We start from the raw sequence: 20106 nt of genomic DNA, 5'->3' as shown, positions 1-20106 counted from the left end.
TCCTATTAGTTTAGAACCTGACCAGTGCAGAACCCCATGCAAAACCGCCACCAAATGCTTCGAGCAATACCGTTTGACCACGTTGAATGCGTCCATCACGCACCGCTTCATCAAACGCAGTCGGTACAGAAGCCGCTGATGTGTTGCCATGACGGTCTAGGGTCAACACCACTTGATCCATCGACATCGCGAGTTTTTTCGCGGTCGCTTTAATAATTCGGTAGTTCGCCTGATGAGGAACTAACCAATCAATGTCTGATTTTTCGATTTGGTTCGCCTGAAGGGTTTCCGTGACAATATTCGCCAGCTGCGTTACCGCCACTTTGAACACTTCATTGCCGGCCATATAGAGCCAGGCTTCATCCGATACATGGGATTGGCCCCGATCGGGATACTTCAGTTTCAAAAGCTCACCAAATTTTCCATCCGCTTTTAAATGGGTGGACAAAATACCATCTTGCTCATCGGCCGAAAGCACGACTGCTCCCGCACCATCGCCAAACAAAATAACGGTAGACCGATCCGCGGGATCGCAGGTGTGCGAGAGGCGATCGGCACCAATCACGAGGGCATGTTTTGCCAACCCATTTTTAACGTATTGATCGGCCACACTCAACGCATACACAAAACCAGAGCATGCAGCGGCAATATCAAACGCGGGACAACCTTGTATCCCCAACATCGCTTGCACATCACAGGCAGCGGCTGGAAACGCACGTTCACCACTGGTCGTGGCAACAATAATGAGATCGATATCATGTTTGTCGATGGCGGCCATTTCAATCGCCTGTACGCCGGCTTGATAAGCCATTGAGGCAACGGTGTCTGTCGGTGCAGCAATGCGACGTTCTTTGATCCCCGTACGGGTCACAATCCACTCGTCACTGGTGTCTACCATCTGTTCAAGGTCAGCATTGGTGCGAACCTGTTCAGGCAAATAGCTGCCTGTGCCCAAAATCTTACTATACATGAAGACTACTAATGCCTCTCGAGAAGAACTGCCTCTAAACGGTCACTTATCTTAGTTGGGATTTGCCGTTCGACCTCGTGCACCGCTTCAAAAATAGCGTTTTCGTAAGCGGCGATATCTGCGCGTCCGTGGCTTTTTACAACGATGCTGCGCAATCCTAGCAAACTTGCGCCGTTGTACTGGTCGGGTTTCAGCTGTTGGAGTTGATTTAAAAGCTCAGAAAATAGCCATTTCGCGATCCAGCGCTTGATAGGATGAGGATTAAGGTGCGCTTTCACCTTATCAGTGATCAAACGGGCGACGCCTTCGCTGGTTTTTAATGCGACATTGCCAACAAAACCATCACAGACAATCACATCCGTTTCACCGGTGTAAATCTGGTCGCCTTCGACATAACCCGTGTAATGCACCGATGGGCTATGCAAAAGCAAGTCAGCACAACGACGCACCCAGTCATTCCCTTTGATCGCCTCTTCACCGATATTTAATAAGCCAACCTTTGGCGTACGGCCAAGCTCTGCTTCGGCTAACACCGCCCCCATCACCGCAAACTGGAAGAGCGTATCCGCGTCACAGGCCACATTCGCCCCTAAATCAAGCAACCATTTACGTTGATGATTGGCTCCGGGCAGCGCAGTCACTAGCGCCGGCCGATCGATACCGGGTAATAATTTCAGAAGGTATTTGGACAACGCCATCAAAGCACCGGTATTGCCGGCACTGACACACGCATCCGCCTCACCACTGGCGACGCTTTCAAGCGCGACACGCATGGAGGTCTCGGCGCTACGTCGCAATGCGGTAGACGGGCGCATATCATTAGGGATTACGTCCGGGGCATGGACGATGGATAGTCGGGGGTGATGCTGGGCATTAAGTTGACGAAGCGACGCTTGGATGCGAGATTCATCGCCCACTAGCATCACTTTTAGGTCCGCAAAACGCGACAATGCCTGCACGGAGGCAGGCACTGTGACTTGGGGACCAAAATCCCCGCCCATCGCATCGAGTGCAATGGTTAGCCTAGTCAAGGGTCAACCTTACTTGTTGATAACCTTGCGGCCACGGTAGAAACCGTCTGCAGTCACATTGTGACGCAGGTGAGTTTCACCGCTGGTTTTGTCTACAGATACAGCTTGAGTACCCAGTGCATCGTGTGAACGACGCATACCACGCTTAGAACGGGTTTTACGGTTCTTTTGTACGGCCATTGACCCTACTCCTCGTTACTTTGCTTTAAGTTTTTTAGTGCGGCAAACGGATTTGGACGCTCATCAGCAAGTGGGATTTCCCCGAACACCATGTTGTCCGTACTGACTTTGCAGTCTGTATCTTCGTGCATGGCGACTTGTGGCAAGGCCACAATCAACTCGTCTTCGACCAATTGAATCAGATCAATCTCACCGTTTTCGTCGACTAATGCCGGCTCATAAGCATCCAGTAAATTGCCCACCTGGTCTTCATTGAAAACCGGGCTATAAACGAATTCAGTTTCATAGCGATACGAGAACGGCCCCCAACAACGTTGGCACTCAAGACTCACTGAAACGGCTGCTCGACCCGTTACAATTTTCAAACCTTGGGCATCAATGTCGAATGAAAGCATGACCTCTGCATCACTATCGATGCTTTGGGTTGCCTCACCGAGGCGCAACAATCGCGACTTGTCTACAATACCATCGTAGTCGAGTTGCTTTTGGGCGCAACGGAACGGATCAACCGTCAGCGGTAGCTTTACCTTCTGCATAGGGCGCGAATATTAGCCTCCAAATGCGCTGGAGTCAAAGAAAATGTTACCTACGCGTCGCTGTTTAGGCTCGATAGCCACTCGGCCGGTTTGCCGACATCGCGCAAGTTATCTTTTCAGGTTAGACTGAGTGCGAACAATTAACAAAAATCGATCACGCGCGAGTCGTTTAGACACACTGGCGCGCTTAAAAAAGGAACGGTCATGCATACCACACAACCGCCAAAAATTGTGCTGGCATCAAGCTCCCCCTACCGCCAGGCCCTCTTAAAAAAGTTCGCCCTCCCCTTTTCGACTTTTTCACCTGCCATTGACGAAAGTCGACTCGAGAACGAACGCGCCACTGACTTAGTGGAACGGCTCGCACTCGAAAAAGCGATGGCCGGGATGCCGCTGTTCGATAACGCCATCATTATAGGCTCTGACCAAGTGTGTGTGATTGACGAGGAAGTCTTAGGCAAGCCGCATGAGCGAGACGTCGCCATTGAGCAGTTAAAGCGCGCCAGCGGCAAGAAAGTGACCTTTTACACGGGGCTGGCGGTGATTAATAGTGAAACCGGTGAGCATCAATCGGACGTTGAACCTTTTCATGTCGATTTCCGTGAGCTCACCGAGCAGGAGATTGTCCGCTACATCGATATCGAGCAACCGCTAGATTGCGCGGGCAGCTTTAAATGCGAAGGCTTAGGGATTGCCCTCTTTAACGCCATGCATGGCCGCGATCCCAATACATTAGTGGGGCTGCCACTGATTCGGCTACGCGAGATGTTAGAGAAAGAAAGGATTAGGGTTATCTAAGTTGCAGCAATGGCGTGTATCGAGCAGATCTCGATACAACTTGCTTTCTAAAAAGGCAGAAAGATTTACCACAAGATCGCATGTATGACGAAAAACCAAGCTAGTCAAGCTAGTCAAGCTAGTCAAGCTAGTTTATACGCCAGCATACTGTGCGTATAAAATGTCTGCAAAATCAAGCTCATTAATTTCGCCTATGACAAGATCTCGCACAGCGTCAGCGAGAAGTGAATTGTCATGCGTTAGTTCAAAGTCATTGAGCGATAGATACTCCAGTGCAACCGCTAAACCAGTACGCTTATTGGCATCGGGAAGCGCGTGAGCTACAGCGATACAGGCTGTGTATTTTGCTGCTATCTCGAACACATCATCAAGCCCATCGTAAATAATAGCGTTATCAATGCGACTCAATGCTCCTTGCAGTTTTCCTAAATCAATAGCACCTTTCATCCCAGGGCCTGAATCCAGAATTAGCGCATTTATCTCAATGACACGTTCAAAGGGAAAGCTAATAATATCCATTACATATCAGCGAGCTTTTTAAAGGTATTAGAGTGTGTTCGTAAAGCCAGCTTGGTTTCTGACTTGACAATCTGACGTCCTAAAACACCCGATAAATCAAGACTTTTCTTGGCTTTGATTTTTGGCCTCTGTATTGCACCAACACCATAGGCCTCTAGTTTTCTATTCATGCCTTTTACTTCCTATACAATCTATTACTCAATAATCGCCGATAACATGGGGGACCGCAAGAAGCCGATTTAAGATTTAGCCGGTTGTAACCGGCGCGTGATCTATCAATGCGGTGAGGCTGTCCAATACAGCAACGGGACCAAAGGTCGTTAGGCTAGCGTGATCTTCAACGCCCCAGGTAACAGCCAACCGTGCCATATCCGCATTGACGGCTAACTGCATGTCATGGCCCGTATCACCGATCATAATCGCTTTCTCGCGCGCGATACCCGTTTGCGCCAACACTTCGTCTAGCATTTGTGGGTCAGGTTTAGATGCCGTTTCATCCGCGCAACGCGTCGCAACAAATAAATCCTGCGTGCCTGTCTCTGCCATAGCTCGATCTAAGCCTGCTCGTGATTTTCCGGTCGCAACCGCTAATTGAAAGCCTTGTGCTTTTAATGCCACTAATGTGTCTTTGACGCCAGAAAAAAGCTGGCACGGTGTCGGATTATCGTGGACAAATTGCTGACGATAATGCGCAATCCAGCTCGGATACCAAGCCGGATCAGCGCCGGGATAGAGTAATTGATAGCCCTTTTCCAGACTTAAACCGATCATGGCTTGCAAGCGTTCAGGCGGTAACACTGGCAACTGACCGGTTAAACGTGCTGCCCTATCAAGGCTAGACACAATCCGCCCAATGGAATCCATCACCGTACCGTCCCAATCAAAAATCAGTAACGAATAAGAGGCAATGGCAGGATGCGGCTTTCTTATTGCCATATTTGACGCCGCATCACAATCAACAGTGGTCGGTGGTTCAATGTGCATTTTTACCTCGTGTACTCAACACTTACTGTTGCAAGACGCAGCGACAAAATACTGCGTATTGACGATCTGGGAATACGGAAAAAATTATGCGTTTTTCGCCCGTAGCCCTTCAAGGGCACGCTCAAGCTTGGGCTCCATCGGCGCGCTGAGCGTCATGGTGTCTTCATTCCCCGGATGCATAAAACGGATATTGGCAGCATGAAGGAACAAGCGATCCAGCCCGACTGACCGGGTGTATGCATCAAAGCGCGGATCACCATAGCGATCATCCCACGCTAAAGGATGCCCGACATACTGCGCGTGTACCCGTATTTGATGCGTTCGTCCCGTCACAGGACTAGCCTGCACCAAGGTAGCGTCAGCAAAGCTTTCAATCACTTTAAAACGCGTTTCAGACGGTTTCCCCTTAGGGTTAACACGCACAATGCTATTCACCTCATTTTTTAATAGCGGTGCGGTGACTTTGCGCTGTTTGGCTGGCCATTTGCCCATGACTAACGCGTAATACTCTTTTTGCACCGTCTTTTCTCGAAACTGCGCCTGTAAATGTCGCAGTGCCGAGCGTTTTTTCGCAATCAATAAAATCCCTGAGGTGTCACGGTCGATCCGATGAACCAGCTCTAAAAAACGCGCCTTAGGCCGCAATGCGCGCATGGCCTCAATGGCACCGAATTGCAATCCACTGCCTCCGTGCACCGCGGTCCCCGATGGCTTATTAAGCACTAACAGATGATCGTCTTCGTGCAAAATACAATGTTCAAGCGCTGCTACTTTGTCTAACTTGGTGCTGGGTGCGGCTTTTTCATCTTTGTCGGGAAGACGAATAGGTGGCACGCGCACCACATCTCCCGGTTGGAGTTTATATTCCGGTTTTATCCGTTTTTTGTTAACTCGCACTTCGCCTTTACGAAGCACGCGATAAATCATACTTTTCGGGACATTTTTCAGCTGATTTCGCAAAAAATTGTCAATACGTTGGCCGGCGATATCATCATCGATGTCGATAAATCGCACTTGAGATTTTTGTTCTGTCATAACTTATTATTCTACCTCTAAGTGTGCTGACATGCACCTGTTGAGCGTGCTAAAGCCGTTAAATCACGTGATAGCTATGCCGCAAAATCGCGGCAAAATCCGTTGAGTTCCGCTCTCTTCCTGCCGGGCAATCGTGCAAAAAAACGCCATATTCACTGGGTTTTTCTATCAAGGCAACATAAGCCAATAAAGCCGATTGCTGGACTCTGGTCTCCCTGCTATAGTTGCGGCGTTAGTCAGAAAAGCAAACGCTTAGCTGACACACGGTTTATCGCCTGCGATAGAGATATCGCGCTTGGCAAACACGTGGCGCTCGGGGTATAAAAACGCGAGCGGTGCGGTTGCGAATCGAGCAGTCGGTAACCGTCATGCGGTTAATCCCGCAATAGCACCATAATTCCGAATGCTTTTAAGGCGTTACGCGGCAATTGGCGTAAGACGTAAACCCAAAGCACCCGTTAGTGTGTTGACACGAGGCAGTGAGTCAGTGTCAGAGCTCTCCGCCATCGGTAAAAAACGGCGGACGCCAACTGTGTAATCCGGTGAGCCATAAAAACCGTTGCAGCTGGCCGATTAAAACTTGCCCGAGCGCACCCCTGATTTTCTCCAGCCGGGAGGCTGCATCATATCAGACTTGGGGTCAGGCAGCATTGGCGACTGCTCTCGTCATCAACCGCTAATAACAACGATAAATAAATGAGAAAAATCAGATGAAAAGAATGTTGATTAACGCAACTCAGAAAGAAGAGTTGCGCGTCGCATTGGTTGACGGTCAACGGTTATACGATCTCGATATCGAAAGCCCTGGCCATGAATCGAAAAAAGCTAACATTTACAAAGGACGCATCACCCGTATTGAACCCAGCTTGGAAGCGGCATTTGTTGATTACGGCGCAGACAGACACGGTTTCCTCCCGCTCAAAGAAATCGCCCGCGAATACTTCCCTTCCGGTTACAGCTATCAAGGCCGTCCCAACATCAAAGATGTGGTGAAAGAAGGCCAGGAAGTTATTGTCCAAGTAGACAAAGAGGAACGCGGTAATAAAGGTGCGGCACTGACCACCTTTGTTTCTTTAGCCGGTAGTTATCTGGTTCTGATGCCAAATAACCCGCGTGCAGGCGGTATCTCTCGCCGTATCGAAGGCGAAGAACGCAGCCAGCTGAAAGAAGCCATGTCGGGCCTCGAGCTACCACAGGGCATGGGGCTGATTGTCCGCACGGCTGGGGTCGGCAAATCGGCCGAAGAGCTTGAGTGGGATTTAAAAGTGCTTCTTAACCATTGGCAAGCGGTGAAAGAAGCGGCAGCGGCAAACCCTGCACCTTTCCTTATCCATCAAGAAAGTAACGTGATTGCGCGCGCAATCCGTGACTACTTGCGTCGCGACATTGGCGAGATTTTGATCGACAGCGAAAAAGTCTTCACACGGGCGCAAGAACACATCAAGCTGGTTCGTCCTGACTTTGTCAGCCGCATTAAGTTTTATGATGGCGAAGTTCCACTCTTTAGCCATTATCAAATCGAGAGCCAGATCGAATCGGCCTTCCAACGCGAAGTACGCTTGCCATCCGGTGGTTCGATTGTTATCGATCCGACTGAGGCACTGACGTCTATCGATATTAACTCTGCCCGAGCCACCAAAGGCAGCGACATCGAAGAGACAGCTCGCCAAACCAACGTCGAAGCGGCAGAAGAAATTGCCCGCCAATTGCGTTTGCGTGACTTGGGCGGCCTGGTGGTGATCGACTTTATCGACATGACTCCAGTACGTCATCAACGCGAAGTCGAAAACATGCTCCGCGATTCGGTACGAATGGATCGTGCTCGCGTACAAATCGGCCGCATCTCGCGCTTTGGCTTGTTAGAAATGTCGCGTCAGCGCTTAAGCCCTTCATTGGCGGAAGCCAGTCATCATATTTGCCCACGCTGTAAGGGCACAGGCGTCATTCGTGATAACGAGTCACTGTCTCTTTCCATCCTTCGCTTGATGGAAGAAGAGGCAATGAAGGAAAACACCGCACAAGTACTCGGTATTGTTCCTGTCCCTGTGGCCTCTTATCTGCTCAACGAAAAACGCCGCTCCGTCCAGCACATTGAGAAGTACCACAATGTCAAAGTGGTGGTGGTACCAAACGCCGAAATGCAGACCCCGCACTTTGATGTGGTTCGTGTGCGCGGTGGTGAAGAGATGGCTGACCTGTCTTATCAATTGCCCGGTCAAATCGACGCGTTGAAAGAAGCAGAAGCACGCGAAGAGCCACAACAAGCACGTCCAGCGAAAAAACGTGAAGAGCCTGTTCTGCAAGGCTTTGCCGCACCCGCAACACCAGCGCCAAGTGCGCCAGCTCAAACGGCGTCGACCGAGGCATCCGTTAAAGCGACAACACCGGGATTATTGGCAAAAGTCGGTCAGTTTATTGCTAAGCTATTTAGCGCGCCTGCCAGTGATGAGGCGACGAACCAAACCACACAAAAGCCTGAAGCATCAAGCCAGGAACAAGGTCAGAAATCATCACGCGACCAACAAAATCGTCGCAATCAGTCTCGTGGTAGTCAATCGCGTGGCAACTCATCGCGAAGCAACCCATCGGCTAGCAACCATAAGCCCGATGCGCAAGACGAGCAAAGCGATAACAGCAGTAACGATCGCGGTCGTAACAATAAGCAACGTCGTCAGAATAAATCCCAAGAAGAACGTCGCGACACCAATCGTAAAGGCAAGAAGCCTCGCAACGATAACCGTAGCGAAAAAGCGAAGAAAACCGCAGAGCAAGCACCAGCGGTCGAACCACAAGACGACAGTAAAGCGGCGAAACCGCAAGCTGAAAAAGCGGATAATAAAGGTCAGAAGCCAAACGATCAGAAGGCGGAAAAAACCGAACAGGTTAAACAGCGCCGTCAACGTCGTAAGCTAAACCGTAGCGTGCGGATTAATAAAGACATCGTAGAGACACACGCGCCGGTCGAGACTGCCGCCGAGCCAGGCAAAGACTTGCATCAAGTCGGTGCCGAAGTCGCCCAACAAGCGAAACAGCAACCGGAAAACGGCAAAAAAGAAGGCCAGCAGGACAAGCGTCGTAACCGTCGCTCACCTCGCCATCTTCGCGCCAGTGGCCAGCGTCGTCGTCGCCGTCCAATAGTGAAAAGCCCAATGCCGCTCACCACGGGCATGGCCTCACCGGAAATGGCAATGGGCAAAGTGTGGTCAGTAGAGCAACCGGTCAAGGTGAGGCAAGATCGCCGTCGCCAAGATAAACGCCAAACCCATCAACCGATTGTGAGTGGTATTGTGAGTGGTGTGGCGCGTCCTGAAATGGCGATGGGTAAAGTCATTATCATGCAAAGCAAACCGGCTGACGCGGCCCCCGTCTCAACCCGCCCTGCATCTTCTGTAGGCACACCCGCGGCTGAGAAGAAGCCTGTTGTGCAGCCCGTGCAGACGCCTGAGGTGGAAGCCACACCGCAAGTAGCCGTTTCACCCGCACCGGCCACGACACCGGAGCATGATCCGAACGTCGATTTAGTGACCGAGAAAGTGATTGAGCGCGAGGTGGCAATCAATGCACCGACCGCCACTATTCAATATCGCCGCGCAACATCACCGATGATGAAAGCGCCGGCACCGAATGAGACAGTCGATCACAGCCCTGTGGCTATCGCCGCGTTTAACGCGCCAAACGCAGACGCCAAAGCAGCAGGTAGTGCCTGCGCTCGTGCATCAGCGTATGCGCCTGCGACCAAGCCCCAGCACTAATCGCTAGGCTTAACGGCATTCTTCAAAGGCCTCGGCATATGCTGAGGCCTTTTTTTAGATTTATTCCGCCGACGCAATACCTGTCACCCTACCCTCACTTGCAGCGATACATAGAAAAGTGCGTCAATCAACACGCTTCTATCGATACTTCCTTGTCAAAGCGAAAAAACGCAGTAACGTCGTAACAGGATGCGTTCCTCAAGCCTGATTATTCACGTTAACATTGACTCAGACAGGACGAGTGAACCCACAACCTTTATTAAAGTGCTGTAGGGAAAATGCTGTTTATTATGAAGAAGTTTCTCGCTGTCTACCCATTTAAACGCCTTCATCATACCCTGATGCTGGCATTCTTGTTATTAAGCCTTCTTCCACTCACTTTGGTGGCATTGTTTTTTTTAAATGCTTATAGCCAGGATCTGCAAAAGCAAAGTACCGCGCACCTTTTATCGGTTCGAGACAGCAAGCAGCAGCAAATCAATGATTACTTGAATGCCCAAGAAGCCGAAGTGCTAGGCTTTGTGGCCTCTGAGCTAGCCTATGCCAGTGGCGGCCATTTTTATGGTTTGATCGATGCATTTCGCCGCTTACGCCCTGACATTGAACAAGCCCGTCAATACGCCCAACGCCGTTATCTCCCCGAGTCAGGGAACAAAATAAAAACGCCCGTCGCCAAAGACGATCCCAACTATTCAGCCACTGAGCGTTATCGGCTGCTCCATCAACGTTATCATCGCGCTTATCAGGCGTTACTGGAACGCGCGGATTTTGATGATGCTTTACTCGTCGATAAACAAGGCAACGTCACCTACTCGGTGAAAAAACACGCCAACTACGGCACCAATTTAATCACAGGGCCATTCCGAGATACCTCATTGGGGCACACCTTCTCAGCCTTGACACAGCACAGCCAAAAGATACAAGGCAAACTTGACCCGACGCCACATGTCGTTATTTCAGATTTCTCACCCGAGCAAGATGGGATACCCGTAGCTTGGCTAGGTGCACCGATTATTCAACAAGGATACCTTCATAGTTATGCCCTGTTTCGGCTACCCAACCAGGCTCTTGCCACATTAATGGCGCCGAGAGAGTCCAATGGTATTCAAACCTTATTGGTGGGAAAAGACGGCCAAGTACGTGCGCAATCAGCAGCCTCTAAAGCAATCACCAACAGCACGCCAGTGATGGACAAGGCGCTAGCGGGGAACACAGGTGTCACCCGTTACCAAAGCCCCTCGGGCAACACATTACTCGCCGCTTATACCCCCATTGATAGCCATGGTTTAAAGTGGGGACTCGTCGCCGAGGTACCCACACAAGTTGCGTTCGCACGAATCCACCAATTAGAGCAGCTATTTATTGTCGCCATGCTGCTCGCGACCCTCGCCGTGGTCGTTGCATCGCATTATGTGTCTAACTTTATTACTCGACCACTCCTTCAGCTTACGTGGGCCGCCGAAAAAGTCAGTGCCGGTGATCTCGACACCCAAATCCATCACACACGCCGGCCTGATGAAGTGGGTCGGCTAGCAGTGAGTTTTGCGCGCATGCGTCATGCCATTCGCGAGAAAATCCAGTTAATTCAACAGCAAAATCAAACCTTAGAAGCCAACCTCACCATCATCAAAGCTCAGAACCAAGAGCTGCAGTTGGCCAACACGCTAAAAGATGAGTTCCTCGCCACCACGTCACATGAACTACGCACGCCGCTACACGGTATGATAGGTATTGCAGAAGCAATGATTGATGGTGCGAACGGCCCAATTAGTCGCGATCACCAATACCAATTGTCGATCATCGTGAACAGTGGTCAACGGCTAGCAAAACTGGTTGATGATCTTCTCGATTATCACAAAATGCGTTATGGCCAACTGGATCTCGAACAATGTCCTGTCGATGTTAACGCAATGACACAATTGGTCCTTTCACTCGCCAAGCACCTTAAAAAAGATAAACCCTTGGAGATCATCAACCAGCTGAGCGATTCGCCAGTATGGGTATACGCCGATCCGCAACGGCTCGAGCAAGTTATGTACAATCTGCTTGGCAATGCGATCAAGTTCACCGATGCAGGCAAAATAGTGATCAGTGCCGATACCATTGATGACCGTATTCGCGTTCAAGTGGTTGATACCGGCAAAGGGATCCCCGCCGAACAACTCAGCCGAGTCTTTGAGCCGCTTGCCCAAGCAGTAAGCGGCCACTATCACTATCAACACGGTGCGGGTCTAGGGCTATCGATTAGCCGACAACTGATTGAACTGATGGGCGGTCAACTCTATGTCAGTAGTCAACCACAGGTCGGAACCACGTTCAGTTTCACGCTTGCCAAAGCACATGAAATGCCCGCATTGACGGATGAGACTGATCAGCATATCTCGATGTCCGAGCATATCCACCCCTTAGACGCGGATCAACACTTCCCCCACCCAGCTGAAGCCAGCGTCCCCGCTCCAGCCGAAGACGCGCTGCATATTATGGTTGTCGATGATGAGCCGACCAATCAACAAATCCTAACCAGCTTTCTTCACATGGAAGGCTACCGTGTTTCAACCGCCAGCGATGGCCGCACTGCGATAGATAACGTGATCGCCACACCGCCAGATCTGGTACTTTTGGATGTACTGATGCCGGGAATGAGTGGCTTTGACGTCTGCGAGCAACTCAGGACACACTTCGATCATGCCGCACTTCCCATCATTATGCTCACTGCACTCAACCAGCCGGATGACAGGGTCTATGGCTTTAGCGTGGGTGCGAATGATTACCTCAGTAAACCCTTTGATAAACGAGAGCTGGCCGCACGGATTGCCACCCACCTAACCGCAAGTCAAGCTGAGCAGCGACGCCAAGAAAATCAACGCCTTGAACAGGCACTAGAGCAAAGCGCACAACAACAAGCCAGCCTGCTCGAAACACAATCTTGGCTGATCTCACAGCTGTCTCTTGCGCCCGAAGCCATGCTCGGCATGAGTCGTGATGGCCAAGTTAGGTTCGTCAACGAAGCGGCAGCACGCTTGTTTAAGCGCGATAAAGAAGACGTAAAACGCATGCACGGCCACGCACTCGTTACCGCCCCCGACCACGCCCAACATAGCGAACGCTATCAAGGGCCACTTACCGCCTTTATTGACGGAACGCCTGAGCACCTTGATGGCATGTTGTTACGCTTTCCTGCAGAATCTGATATTGACAGCCTCTACGTGATCAACAACGATGCCCCCGTTTCTCAAACCCGTATACAAAGCCTTGAAAGTGCGATTGAAGCCCTCTCTGGGTATGCATTAGGCGGCGACATTCGCCAACTGGACGCATTAAAAGCCATGGGCGGTGAGTTTGAGGCGCTGGCAGAAAAAGCTGAACATCAACAAGAAAGTAAAATCAACACCCGTAGGCAGCTCATTGTCGAAGCCATGATTGCAGGGTTAGATTACTGGGAAGAAGCCACCGGCAAAACCAAGTTCGACTTTGCCGAACAAAGCGGCTTATGGCGCGTATACCTTGATCGTAGCAGCTTACAAACGCGCACTTTAGACAAGTACCTCTTGCTAGAAACCCTTCCCAAAACGCCAAGGTGGCGCACTGTGCTGAATTCCATTCGCTTTATCCTCGATCATTGCGACAAACGTAGCACTACCCGCACTCAGCTAGAATCTTACTACCAACAACTGCGCCAACTACTGTTAGACGACTAACAACACACCCACCAACGCAATAAAGTGCCTCCCCTTCCGGGGACAGACACTTTAAGTCCAGAGCTCCTTACGGGGACAGACACGTTTCCCTTTAGGAGGACAGACACGTTAAGTCCATGCCGTTTTTATTTTCTTCTTGCAGGTACCTTCTTACGGGGACAGGCACCTTAGTCAGAAGGTGCCTGTCCCCACAATCACGATATTTTTCTAAAAGTGTCTGTCCCCGATATCTCTCTGTCACCAATACAGTGCCTGTCCTCACTATCACTCCTATCAAATTAATAATCGCCACAAAACAACACTATGAATCTTCCTCTTCAGCATGGCTAAAAGCCATCTAAACCAAGATTAAAAGTGAAAGTGCGCGCTTTATCACAACAAAAATAAAGATAAATTTTTCGACGAGAAATAAGAGAAGGAAGGTGTGTGACATGGGTCGATATATCAATTGATAACACTGTAAATAATTGATAATAAATAATTTAAAGTTTAGTTTATTGAGGATGAGCTTCACGGTTTTGAGACTAACTGCATGGAAAATCGTCTTCTCAAGCCCTTCATTTTAACGAAAATAACGGCGATTAAAGGTGTTTTTACGGTTTTAACGATTTCGACCGTTGCAGCAAAGGGGCAACTGGGGCTTATTGAAGGGAGTTGCTGGCCGACCTCTTGCAATAACACCATGACGACAACCACAGCGGAACGTTAGCAACCGGTAACATTGAGCTCACAGGCGGTCCATTAAAGAGCTCACCACTATCCATCACGTGAACTGAAAGCAACAGTAAGGAATGGCTATGTTTTCGAGTAACAGTAGAATTGCCAGCAAGACCCTACTTGCCTCTGCAATAATTGGTGCGTTAAGCATGAGTGCTGCCGCAAGTGCTGCTGAGCGCAGTGAGCTCACCATTCATCCCAAAGAATTCAATACCTTCGTCCGTAACTTTAACCCCTATTTAGGATCGACCTATCTTCACACGACGACCGACTTTATCTATGAACCTTTGGTCGTCTTTAATGAACTACAAGGCAACGAGCCCGTTTATCGTATTGCGACGGGTTTCAAAATGGCAGACGATTTGAAAAGTGTCATCTTTACCCTACGTAAAGGGGTGAAGTGGTCAGACGGTGAAGCCTACACCGCCGATGATGTGGTGTATTCGTTTGATTTGGTCAAAGCGAACCCAGAACTCGACCAATCGGGGATTAACCAGTGGATCGACGATGTGAAGAAAGTCGATGATTACACCATCCGCTTTGAGCTCACTGAAGCTAATTCGAACGTCCCTTATGAGATTGTCAAAGTCCCCGTGGTGCCTGAGCATGTGTGGAAAAACATCGACAACCCCTCCTCATATACCAACGAGAATCCTGTCGGGTCAGGCCCCTTCACCACTGTCGATACCTTTACCTCGCAACTCTATATTCAGTGCCGCAACCCGCATTATTGGGATAATGATAATCTCGACGTCGATTGCCTGCGTGTGCCACAGATTGCCAATAACGATCAGTTTTTAAGTAAGGTGATCAATAGCGAAATGGACTGGACGTCCTCGTTTATTCCTGACATTGATCGCACCTATGCCGCGGCCAATCCAAACCATCACTATTGGTATCCGGCTGCCGGCACTCAGGCCTTTATGGTCAACTTTAATGACCCCGATCCTGCCAAGCGCGAAGCGCTGACCAATGTCGATTTTCGCCGTGCTTTCTCGATGGCGATTGACCGTCAAACCATCATTGATATCGCTTTTTATGGCGGAGGCACGGTGAATGACTTTGCATCCGGCCTTGGCTATGCCTTTGAAGCCTGGTCAGACGACGCAGTGCATGAGAAATATCGTCAATACAATACTTACGATCTAGACGGCGCCAAAGCCCTGCTCGCTGAAGCCGGCTTTACAGATCAAGACGGTGATGGCTTTGTTGAAACACCATCGGGCAAATCGTTTGAGCTAGAAATTCAGTCGCCCAATGGCTGGACTGACTTTAATAACACCGTACAACTGGCGGTTGAGCAACTTGCCGATGCCGGTATCAAAACAAAAGCACGTACCCCGGATTTCTCGGTGTATAACCAAGCCATGCTCGAAGCCGATTACGATGTGGCCTACACCAACTATTTCCACGGTGCCGACCCTTACACTTACTGGAACAGTGCGTATAACTCTAACTTGCAAGACGGCGATGGCATGCCACGTTTTGCGATGCACTACTACCAAAATGCCGAGCTCGACAAGTTGTTAGACAGCTTCTACAAAACCGCGGATAAAGATGAGCAGCTGGAAATTGCTCACCAAATTCAAGCGATTATCGCCAAGGATCAAGTCACCATTCCGGTGCTTTCTGGCGCGCAAATGTATCAATACAACACAACCCGCTTTACCGGTTGGTGGAACGAAGACAATCCGAAAGGTCGCCCCTCTATCTGGGCCGGCATTCCCGAGCGTCTTCTCCACGTACTGGACCTTAAACCCGTTCAGTAACCAATATCGGGCGCATTGTGCGCCCGCTTTTCCACGGTGTTCACGCCACGAACATCACCACTTCGCTGTGTAAGGTGTGGGTTATGGGTTATTTTTTCCGACGGCTAACTTTTTACATGATTGCCCTTTTAGTGGCAGCAACACTCAATTTTATTATTCCTCGAGCCATGCCCGGTGATCCTGTCACCATGATGTTTGCCAACGCCTCGGTGCAAGTCACCCCAGAGCGGATTGAGGCAATGAAACAACTGCTGGGCTTTGTCGATGGCCCGCTCTATATGCAGTATTTCACCTATATGAAAAACGTGCTGAGCTGGGATTTAGGGACCTCCATCCAATTTTATCCATTATCAGTTAACGAGTTGCTGGGCAAAGCGTTTGGCTGGTCGCTCTTTCTCGCCGGCAGTGCCGTGCTGCTCTCTTTTTCACTGGGCTCGATTTTGGGCATTTTTGCCGCCTGGAAACGCGGCGGGAAATACGATGCCATGATCACCCCAGGCATGCTGATTATCCAAGCGGTACCGCAAGTGGTCATTGCGATGCTCGCGCTGTTTATTTTCGCGATTGGGTTGAAATGGTTTCCGACCGGATACGCCTACACGCCAGGCGTCACGCCCGACTGGACCAGTTGGACCTTTATTAAAGATGTGGCCTATCACGCCGTACTCCCGCTTTTTTGTGCCTCCATCATTCAAGTAGGCGGCTTTTTGGTCAACATGCGCAACAACATGATTAATCTGCTGGCGGAAGACTACATCACCATGGCGCGCGGTAAAGGGTTAAGCGAAAACCGCGTGGTCTTCAACTACGCGGCCCGTAACGCGCTCTTGCCCAGTGTCACTGCGCTGTCGATGTCGCTGGGTATCGCCATCGGTGGCCAGCTGATTGTAGAAATTATTTTTAACTATCCCGGTCTTGGCTCGGTGCTTTTGAATGCGATTAACGCGCGAGACTACCAAGTCCTGCAAGGCCAGCTGCTGATTATGACCTTATTTATGCTCTCGTTTAACTTAATTGCTGACATGCTGTACGTAGTGCTTGACCCACGCCTGCGAACCGGAGGAAAAGAATCATGAAAGATCTCCTCACGCTTATTCTGCGCAACAAAATCGCGCGCGCGGGCTCCATCATTGTCGGCTTATTTATCTTAATGGCGATATTCGCTCCACTGCTAAGCCAGCATGCACCTGATAAACGCACCGGTAACCCGCATGAATACCCAAGCTTTGTGGTTAAAGCCGCACAAGCCAACCCAGATGGCTGGATCGCCACCCACTTAGCAGACCATCCTCGTACCTTGTTAATGTCAAAAGACGCGGAGCATGCCCTCGGCACCACCCGTATGGGCCGCGATGTCTGGTCCCAGTTACTCCATGGTGCTCGCGTTTCACTGGCAGTCGGTTTTGGCGCCGGGATCACCGTGTGTGTGCTCGCCACCTTAATTGGCATTACCGCCGGCTATTTAGGCGGTTGGGTTGACGATGTACTCACCGCCGCGATGAACATCATGTTGGTGATCCCGCAATACCCACTCTTGTTCGTGCTCGCCGCGTTTATCGGCGAAGCCGGGCCGCTGACGATCGCCATCATTATTGGCTGTACCTCCTGGGCGTGGGGAGCACGGGTGGTTCGCTCACAAACCCTTGCCCTGCGCGAAAAAGAGTTCGTGAAAGCCGCTGAAGTGCTGGGCGAGTCGCGCTTTCGCATCACCTTTGTCGAGATCTTGCCTAACCTCGTGCCCATTGTCGGCGCCAGCTTTATTGGCTCAGTGATGTATGCCATTGCCATGGAGTCAATTATTTCCTTCTTAGGCCTTGGCGATCCCAACACCATCAGCTGGGGGATCATGCTCTACAACGTACAAACCTCTTCGTCCATGCTGATTGGCGCGTGGTGGGAGCTGCTCGCACCTTGTATCGCACTGACCTTACTGGTGACAGGCCTTGCGTTGCTTAACTTCGCAGTGGATGAAATAGCCAACCCACAATTACGTGCGCAAAAAGGGATGAAGCGCTGGAAAAAACTTAACCAGCAAGAGAAGAAAGCCCGAGACGAGAATCCCGTTGCCGAACACATGCTGATCAGTGGAGATAAATCATGAGTCGCACCCCACTTATCTCAATCCGTGATCTGTGCGTGGACTACATTACCGATGCCGGTGATGTACGAGCCTGCGATCACGTCAGTTTTGACATTGCCCCCGGTGAAGTATTTGGCCTGGCTGGCGAATCGGGATGCGGTAAATCCACCGTTGCCTTTTCGCTGATGCGTCTGCATAAGCCACCCGCATTTATCACCGGCGGCGAAGTGCTATTTAACGGCGAGAATATCCTCAACTATAGCGATGCCCGCATGCGTGATTTTCGTTGGCGAGAAATGTCGATGGTGTTTCAAAGCGCCATGAATGCCCTCAATCCCGTGCTGACGCTTGAAGATCAATTTTGCGATGTATTAATGCGTCACACCAATATGACCCGTAAACAAGCGGTCAATCGGGCGCAAGGCTTGCTGGAAATTGTCGATATTCACCCCAGCCGACTGACCGATTATCCGCACCAGTTTTCGGGCGGGATGCGTCAGCGCTTGGTGATTGCCATTGCACTGGCCCTCAACCCGAAAATGATCATCATGGATGAGCCCACCACCGCATTAGATGTGGTGGTGCAGCGCGAGATCTTACAAAAAATCTACGCGTTAAAAGAAGAGTTTGGCTTTTCGATTCTGTTTATCACCCATGACTTATCGCTCATGGTCGAGTTTTCCGACCGGATAGGGATCATGTATTCCGGTGAGCTGATTGAAGTCGCGCCGTCCAAACAAGTACTTACCAATCCCTATCACCCCTACACCGAAGGGCTGGGCAGCTCATTCCCCTCACTCACCGGGCCCAAGCGCCAACTGGTGGGTATCCCAGGTAATCCGCTCAACTTACTCGAAATCCCGACCGGCTGCCGCTTTCAAGCACGTTGCGCGCAAGTGCATGAACAGTGTCGAACCACCCAAACCGTGCTGCGCCAAATCGAACCAGGCCGTTATTCCAACTGCCACCTATACGACGGCGAGCCGATCGCCCAACAAAAAGTCTAATATCGTGCCAATGTGAGGAAGTCAGTGATGAGTACAGGTCTTGGAGAACTGCTGGTTGAAGGTAAAAACGTGGTGAAAGATTTCCCTATTAATAGCCATGCCCTTAAACAACCCATGATGCGAGCGATCAATGATGTCTCGTTCAAAATGTACAAAGGCCGTGGACTTGCGGTGGTGGGTGAATCAGGCTCGGGCAAATCAACCACCGCGAAAATGATCGCCAAAATGTACGCCCCGACCGACGGCTGCATTGAATACCGGGGACGCGATATCACCACCATTAAAAAACGTGATGAGCTGATGCGCTATCGCGAAGGCCTGCAAATGGTCTGGCAAGACCCTTTTGGCTCGCTCAATCCCACGCATAATGTGTTTCACCATATTGCGCGTCCGTTATTGATCCACAAAAAAGTCGCCAAGCGCGACAAAGCCCAATTGAAAGAAAGGGTGTTCGAGCTGCTCGAGCAAGTGGGCCTCACTCCGGCCAAAGAAACGGCGGAGAAATTCCCCCACCAGCTGTCGGGCGGCCAACGTCAGAGGATAAACCTAGCGCGTAACATCGCCGTAGGCGCGGAAGTGGTACTCGCCGACGAACCCACCTCGATGCTGGATGTGTCGATTCGTGCCGGCGTGCTTAACCTCATGGAAGAGATGAAAGTGGAGAAGCAAATGTCGCTGCTCTACATCACCCATGATATTGCCACCGCGCGTTACATTGCCGAAGACTTGGCAGTGATGTACGTCGGCCATATGGTCGAATGGGGGGACACCGAAGAGATTATTCATCGCCCTCAACATCCTTACACCCAGTTATTGGTCTCAGCCGTACCCGACCCCAGCAAATCCATTCACGAGGAACTAAAGGGCAACAAGGGTGAGATCCCACTGTGGACACCAGATTCCGTCGGCTGCCCTTTTTCCGGCCGCTGCCCGCATGCCACCGCTAAATGCACCGAACAGCTACCCGGCGTGACCAAGCTCGCCGACAACCACTACGTGCGCTGCTATTTGTACGAGCAATAGCGACCAA

General features: G+C 50.6%; 16 protein-coding genes. 8 read left to right on the top strand and 8 right to left on the bottom strand.

Annotation, left to right across the window (positions count from 1 at the left end):
- Positions 1-10: 10 nt before the first annotated feature.
- The 4 genes from BZG76_RS09930 to yceD are packed head-to-tail and all read right to left on the bottom strand — an operon-like array spanning position 11 to position 2717.
- The gene (locus BZG76_RS09930) at positions 11-970 is read right to left on the bottom strand and encodes a beta-ketoacyl-ACP synthase III (protein WP_021023153.1); all 960 of its coding nucleotides are present in this window, start codon (positions 968-970) and stop codon (positions 11-13) included.
- Between the two features lie 8 nt (positions 971-978).
- Complete coding sequence (plsX, locus tag BZG76_RS09925) at positions 979-2001, bottom strand: phosphate acyltransferase PlsX (protein WP_077461215.1); 1023 nt, start codon at positions 1999-2001, stop codon at positions 979-981.
- Positions 2002-2010: 9 nt separating this feature from the next.
- Positions 2011-2181 carry a 50S ribosomal protein L32 gene (gene rpmF / locus BZG76_RS09920; RefSeq protein ID WP_021023155.1) on the bottom strand — a complete coding sequence of 57 codons (171 nt, stop codon included), beginning with the start codon at positions 2179-2181 and terminating at the stop codon, positions 2011-2013.
- 5 nt (positions 2182-2186) lie between these two features.
- On the bottom strand, positions 2187-2717 hold the full coding sequence (gene yceD / locus BZG76_RS09915) for a 23S rRNA accumulation protein YceD (RefSeq protein WP_077461214.1): 531 nt from the start codon (positions 2715-2717) through the stop codon (positions 2187-2189).
- Between the two features lie 204 nt (positions 2718-2921).
- Here yceD and BZG76_RS09910 point away from each other — a divergent pair, with 204 nt between their 5' ends.
- Positions 2922-3515, top strand: a complete 594-nt coding sequence (locus BZG76_RS09910) for a Maf family protein (protein WP_077461213.1) — start codon at positions 2922-2924, stop codon at positions 3513-3515.
- Positions 3516-3647: 132 nt separating this feature from the next.
- Here BZG76_RS09910 and BZG76_RS09905 read toward each other — a convergent pair whose 3' ends face one another.
- From BZG76_RS09905 to rluC, 4 genes are all read right to left on the bottom strand, one after another.
- Positions 3648-4034 (bottom strand): type II toxin-antitoxin system death-on-curing family toxin, encoded by a 387-nt coding sequence (locus BZG76_RS09905; protein ID WP_077461212.1) that lies wholly within the window; start codon positions 4032-4034, stop codon positions 3648-3650.
- Positions 4034-4204 (bottom strand): acetyltransferase, encoded by a 171-nt coding sequence (locus BZG76_RS09900; protein ID WP_077461211.1) that lies wholly within the window; start codon positions 4202-4204, stop codon positions 4034-4036. Before BZG76_RS09900 ends, BZG76_RS09905 begins: the two co-directional genes overlap by 1 nt.
- 76 nt (positions 4205-4280) lie before the next feature.
- Positions 4281-5018 (bottom strand): HAD-IA family hydrolase, encoded by a 738-nt coding sequence (locus BZG76_RS09895; RefSeq protein ID WP_241824079.1) that lies wholly within the window; start codon positions 5016-5018, stop codon positions 4281-4283.
- 84 nt (positions 5019-5102) lie between these two features.
- Positions 5103-6053 (bottom strand): 23S rRNA pseudouridine(955/2504/2580) synthase RluC, encoded by a 951-nt coding sequence (rluC, locus tag BZG76_RS09890; RefSeq protein ID WP_077461210.1) that lies wholly within the window; start codon positions 6051-6053, stop codon positions 5103-5105.
- A gap of 719 nt (positions 6054-6772) precedes the next feature.
- Here rluC and rne point away from each other — a divergent pair.
- From rne to BZG76_RS09855, 7 genes are all read left to right on the top strand, one after another.
- Positions 6773-9805, top strand: coding sequence for a ribonuclease E (gene rne, locus BZG76_RS09885; protein WP_077461324.1), 3033 nt, complete (start codon positions 6773-6775; stop codon positions 9803-9805).
- 290 nt (positions 9806-10095) lie between these two features.
- Positions 10096-13503 (top strand): hybrid sensor histidine kinase/response regulator, encoded by a 3408-nt coding sequence (locus BZG76_RS09880; RefSeq protein ID WP_077461323.1) that lies wholly within the window; start codon positions 10096-10098, stop codon positions 13501-13503.
- Between the two features lie 797 nt (positions 13504-14300).
- Complete coding sequence (locus BZG76_RS09875) at positions 14301-15989, top strand: ABC transporter substrate-binding protein (RefSeq protein WP_077461209.1); 1689 nt, start codon at positions 14301-14303, stop codon at positions 15987-15989.
- 83 nt (positions 15990-16072) lie between these two features.
- The gene (locus BZG76_RS09870) at positions 16073-17065 is read left to right on the top strand and encodes an ABC transporter permease (RefSeq protein WP_025673154.1); all 993 of its coding nucleotides are present in this window, start codon (positions 16073-16075) and stop codon (positions 17063-17065) included.
- A complete protein-coding gene (locus BZG76_RS09865) occupies positions 17062-18090 on the top strand; it encodes an ABC transporter permease (protein ID WP_077461208.1) in 1029 nt (342 codons plus the stop codon). Before BZG76_RS09870 ends, BZG76_RS09865 begins: the two co-directional genes overlap by 4 nt.
- A complete protein-coding gene (locus tag BZG76_RS09860) occupies positions 18087-19076 on the top strand; it encodes an ABC transporter ATP-binding protein (RefSeq protein ID WP_077461207.1) in 990 nt (329 codons plus the stop codon). The genes BZG76_RS09865 and BZG76_RS09860 overlap by 4 nt, the downstream gene beginning before the upstream one ends.
- 27 nt (positions 19077-19103) lie before the next feature.
- Positions 19104-20099 carry an ABC transporter ATP-binding protein gene (locus BZG76_RS09855; protein WP_077461206.1) on the top strand — a complete coding sequence of 332 codons (996 nt, stop codon included), beginning with the start codon at positions 19104-19106 and terminating at the stop codon, positions 20097-20099.
- Positions 20100-20106 lie beyond the last annotated feature (7 nt).

The sequence above is a fragment of the Salinivibrio sp. AR647 genome (assembly GCF_001995415.1).
GTDB lineage: Bacteria > Pseudomonadota > Gammaproteobacteria > Enterobacterales > Vibrionaceae > Salinivibrio > Salinivibrio costicola.
The sequence above is the reverse complement of the archived record's forward strand: the minus strand, read 5'-3'. Positions and strand labels throughout refer to the sequence as shown.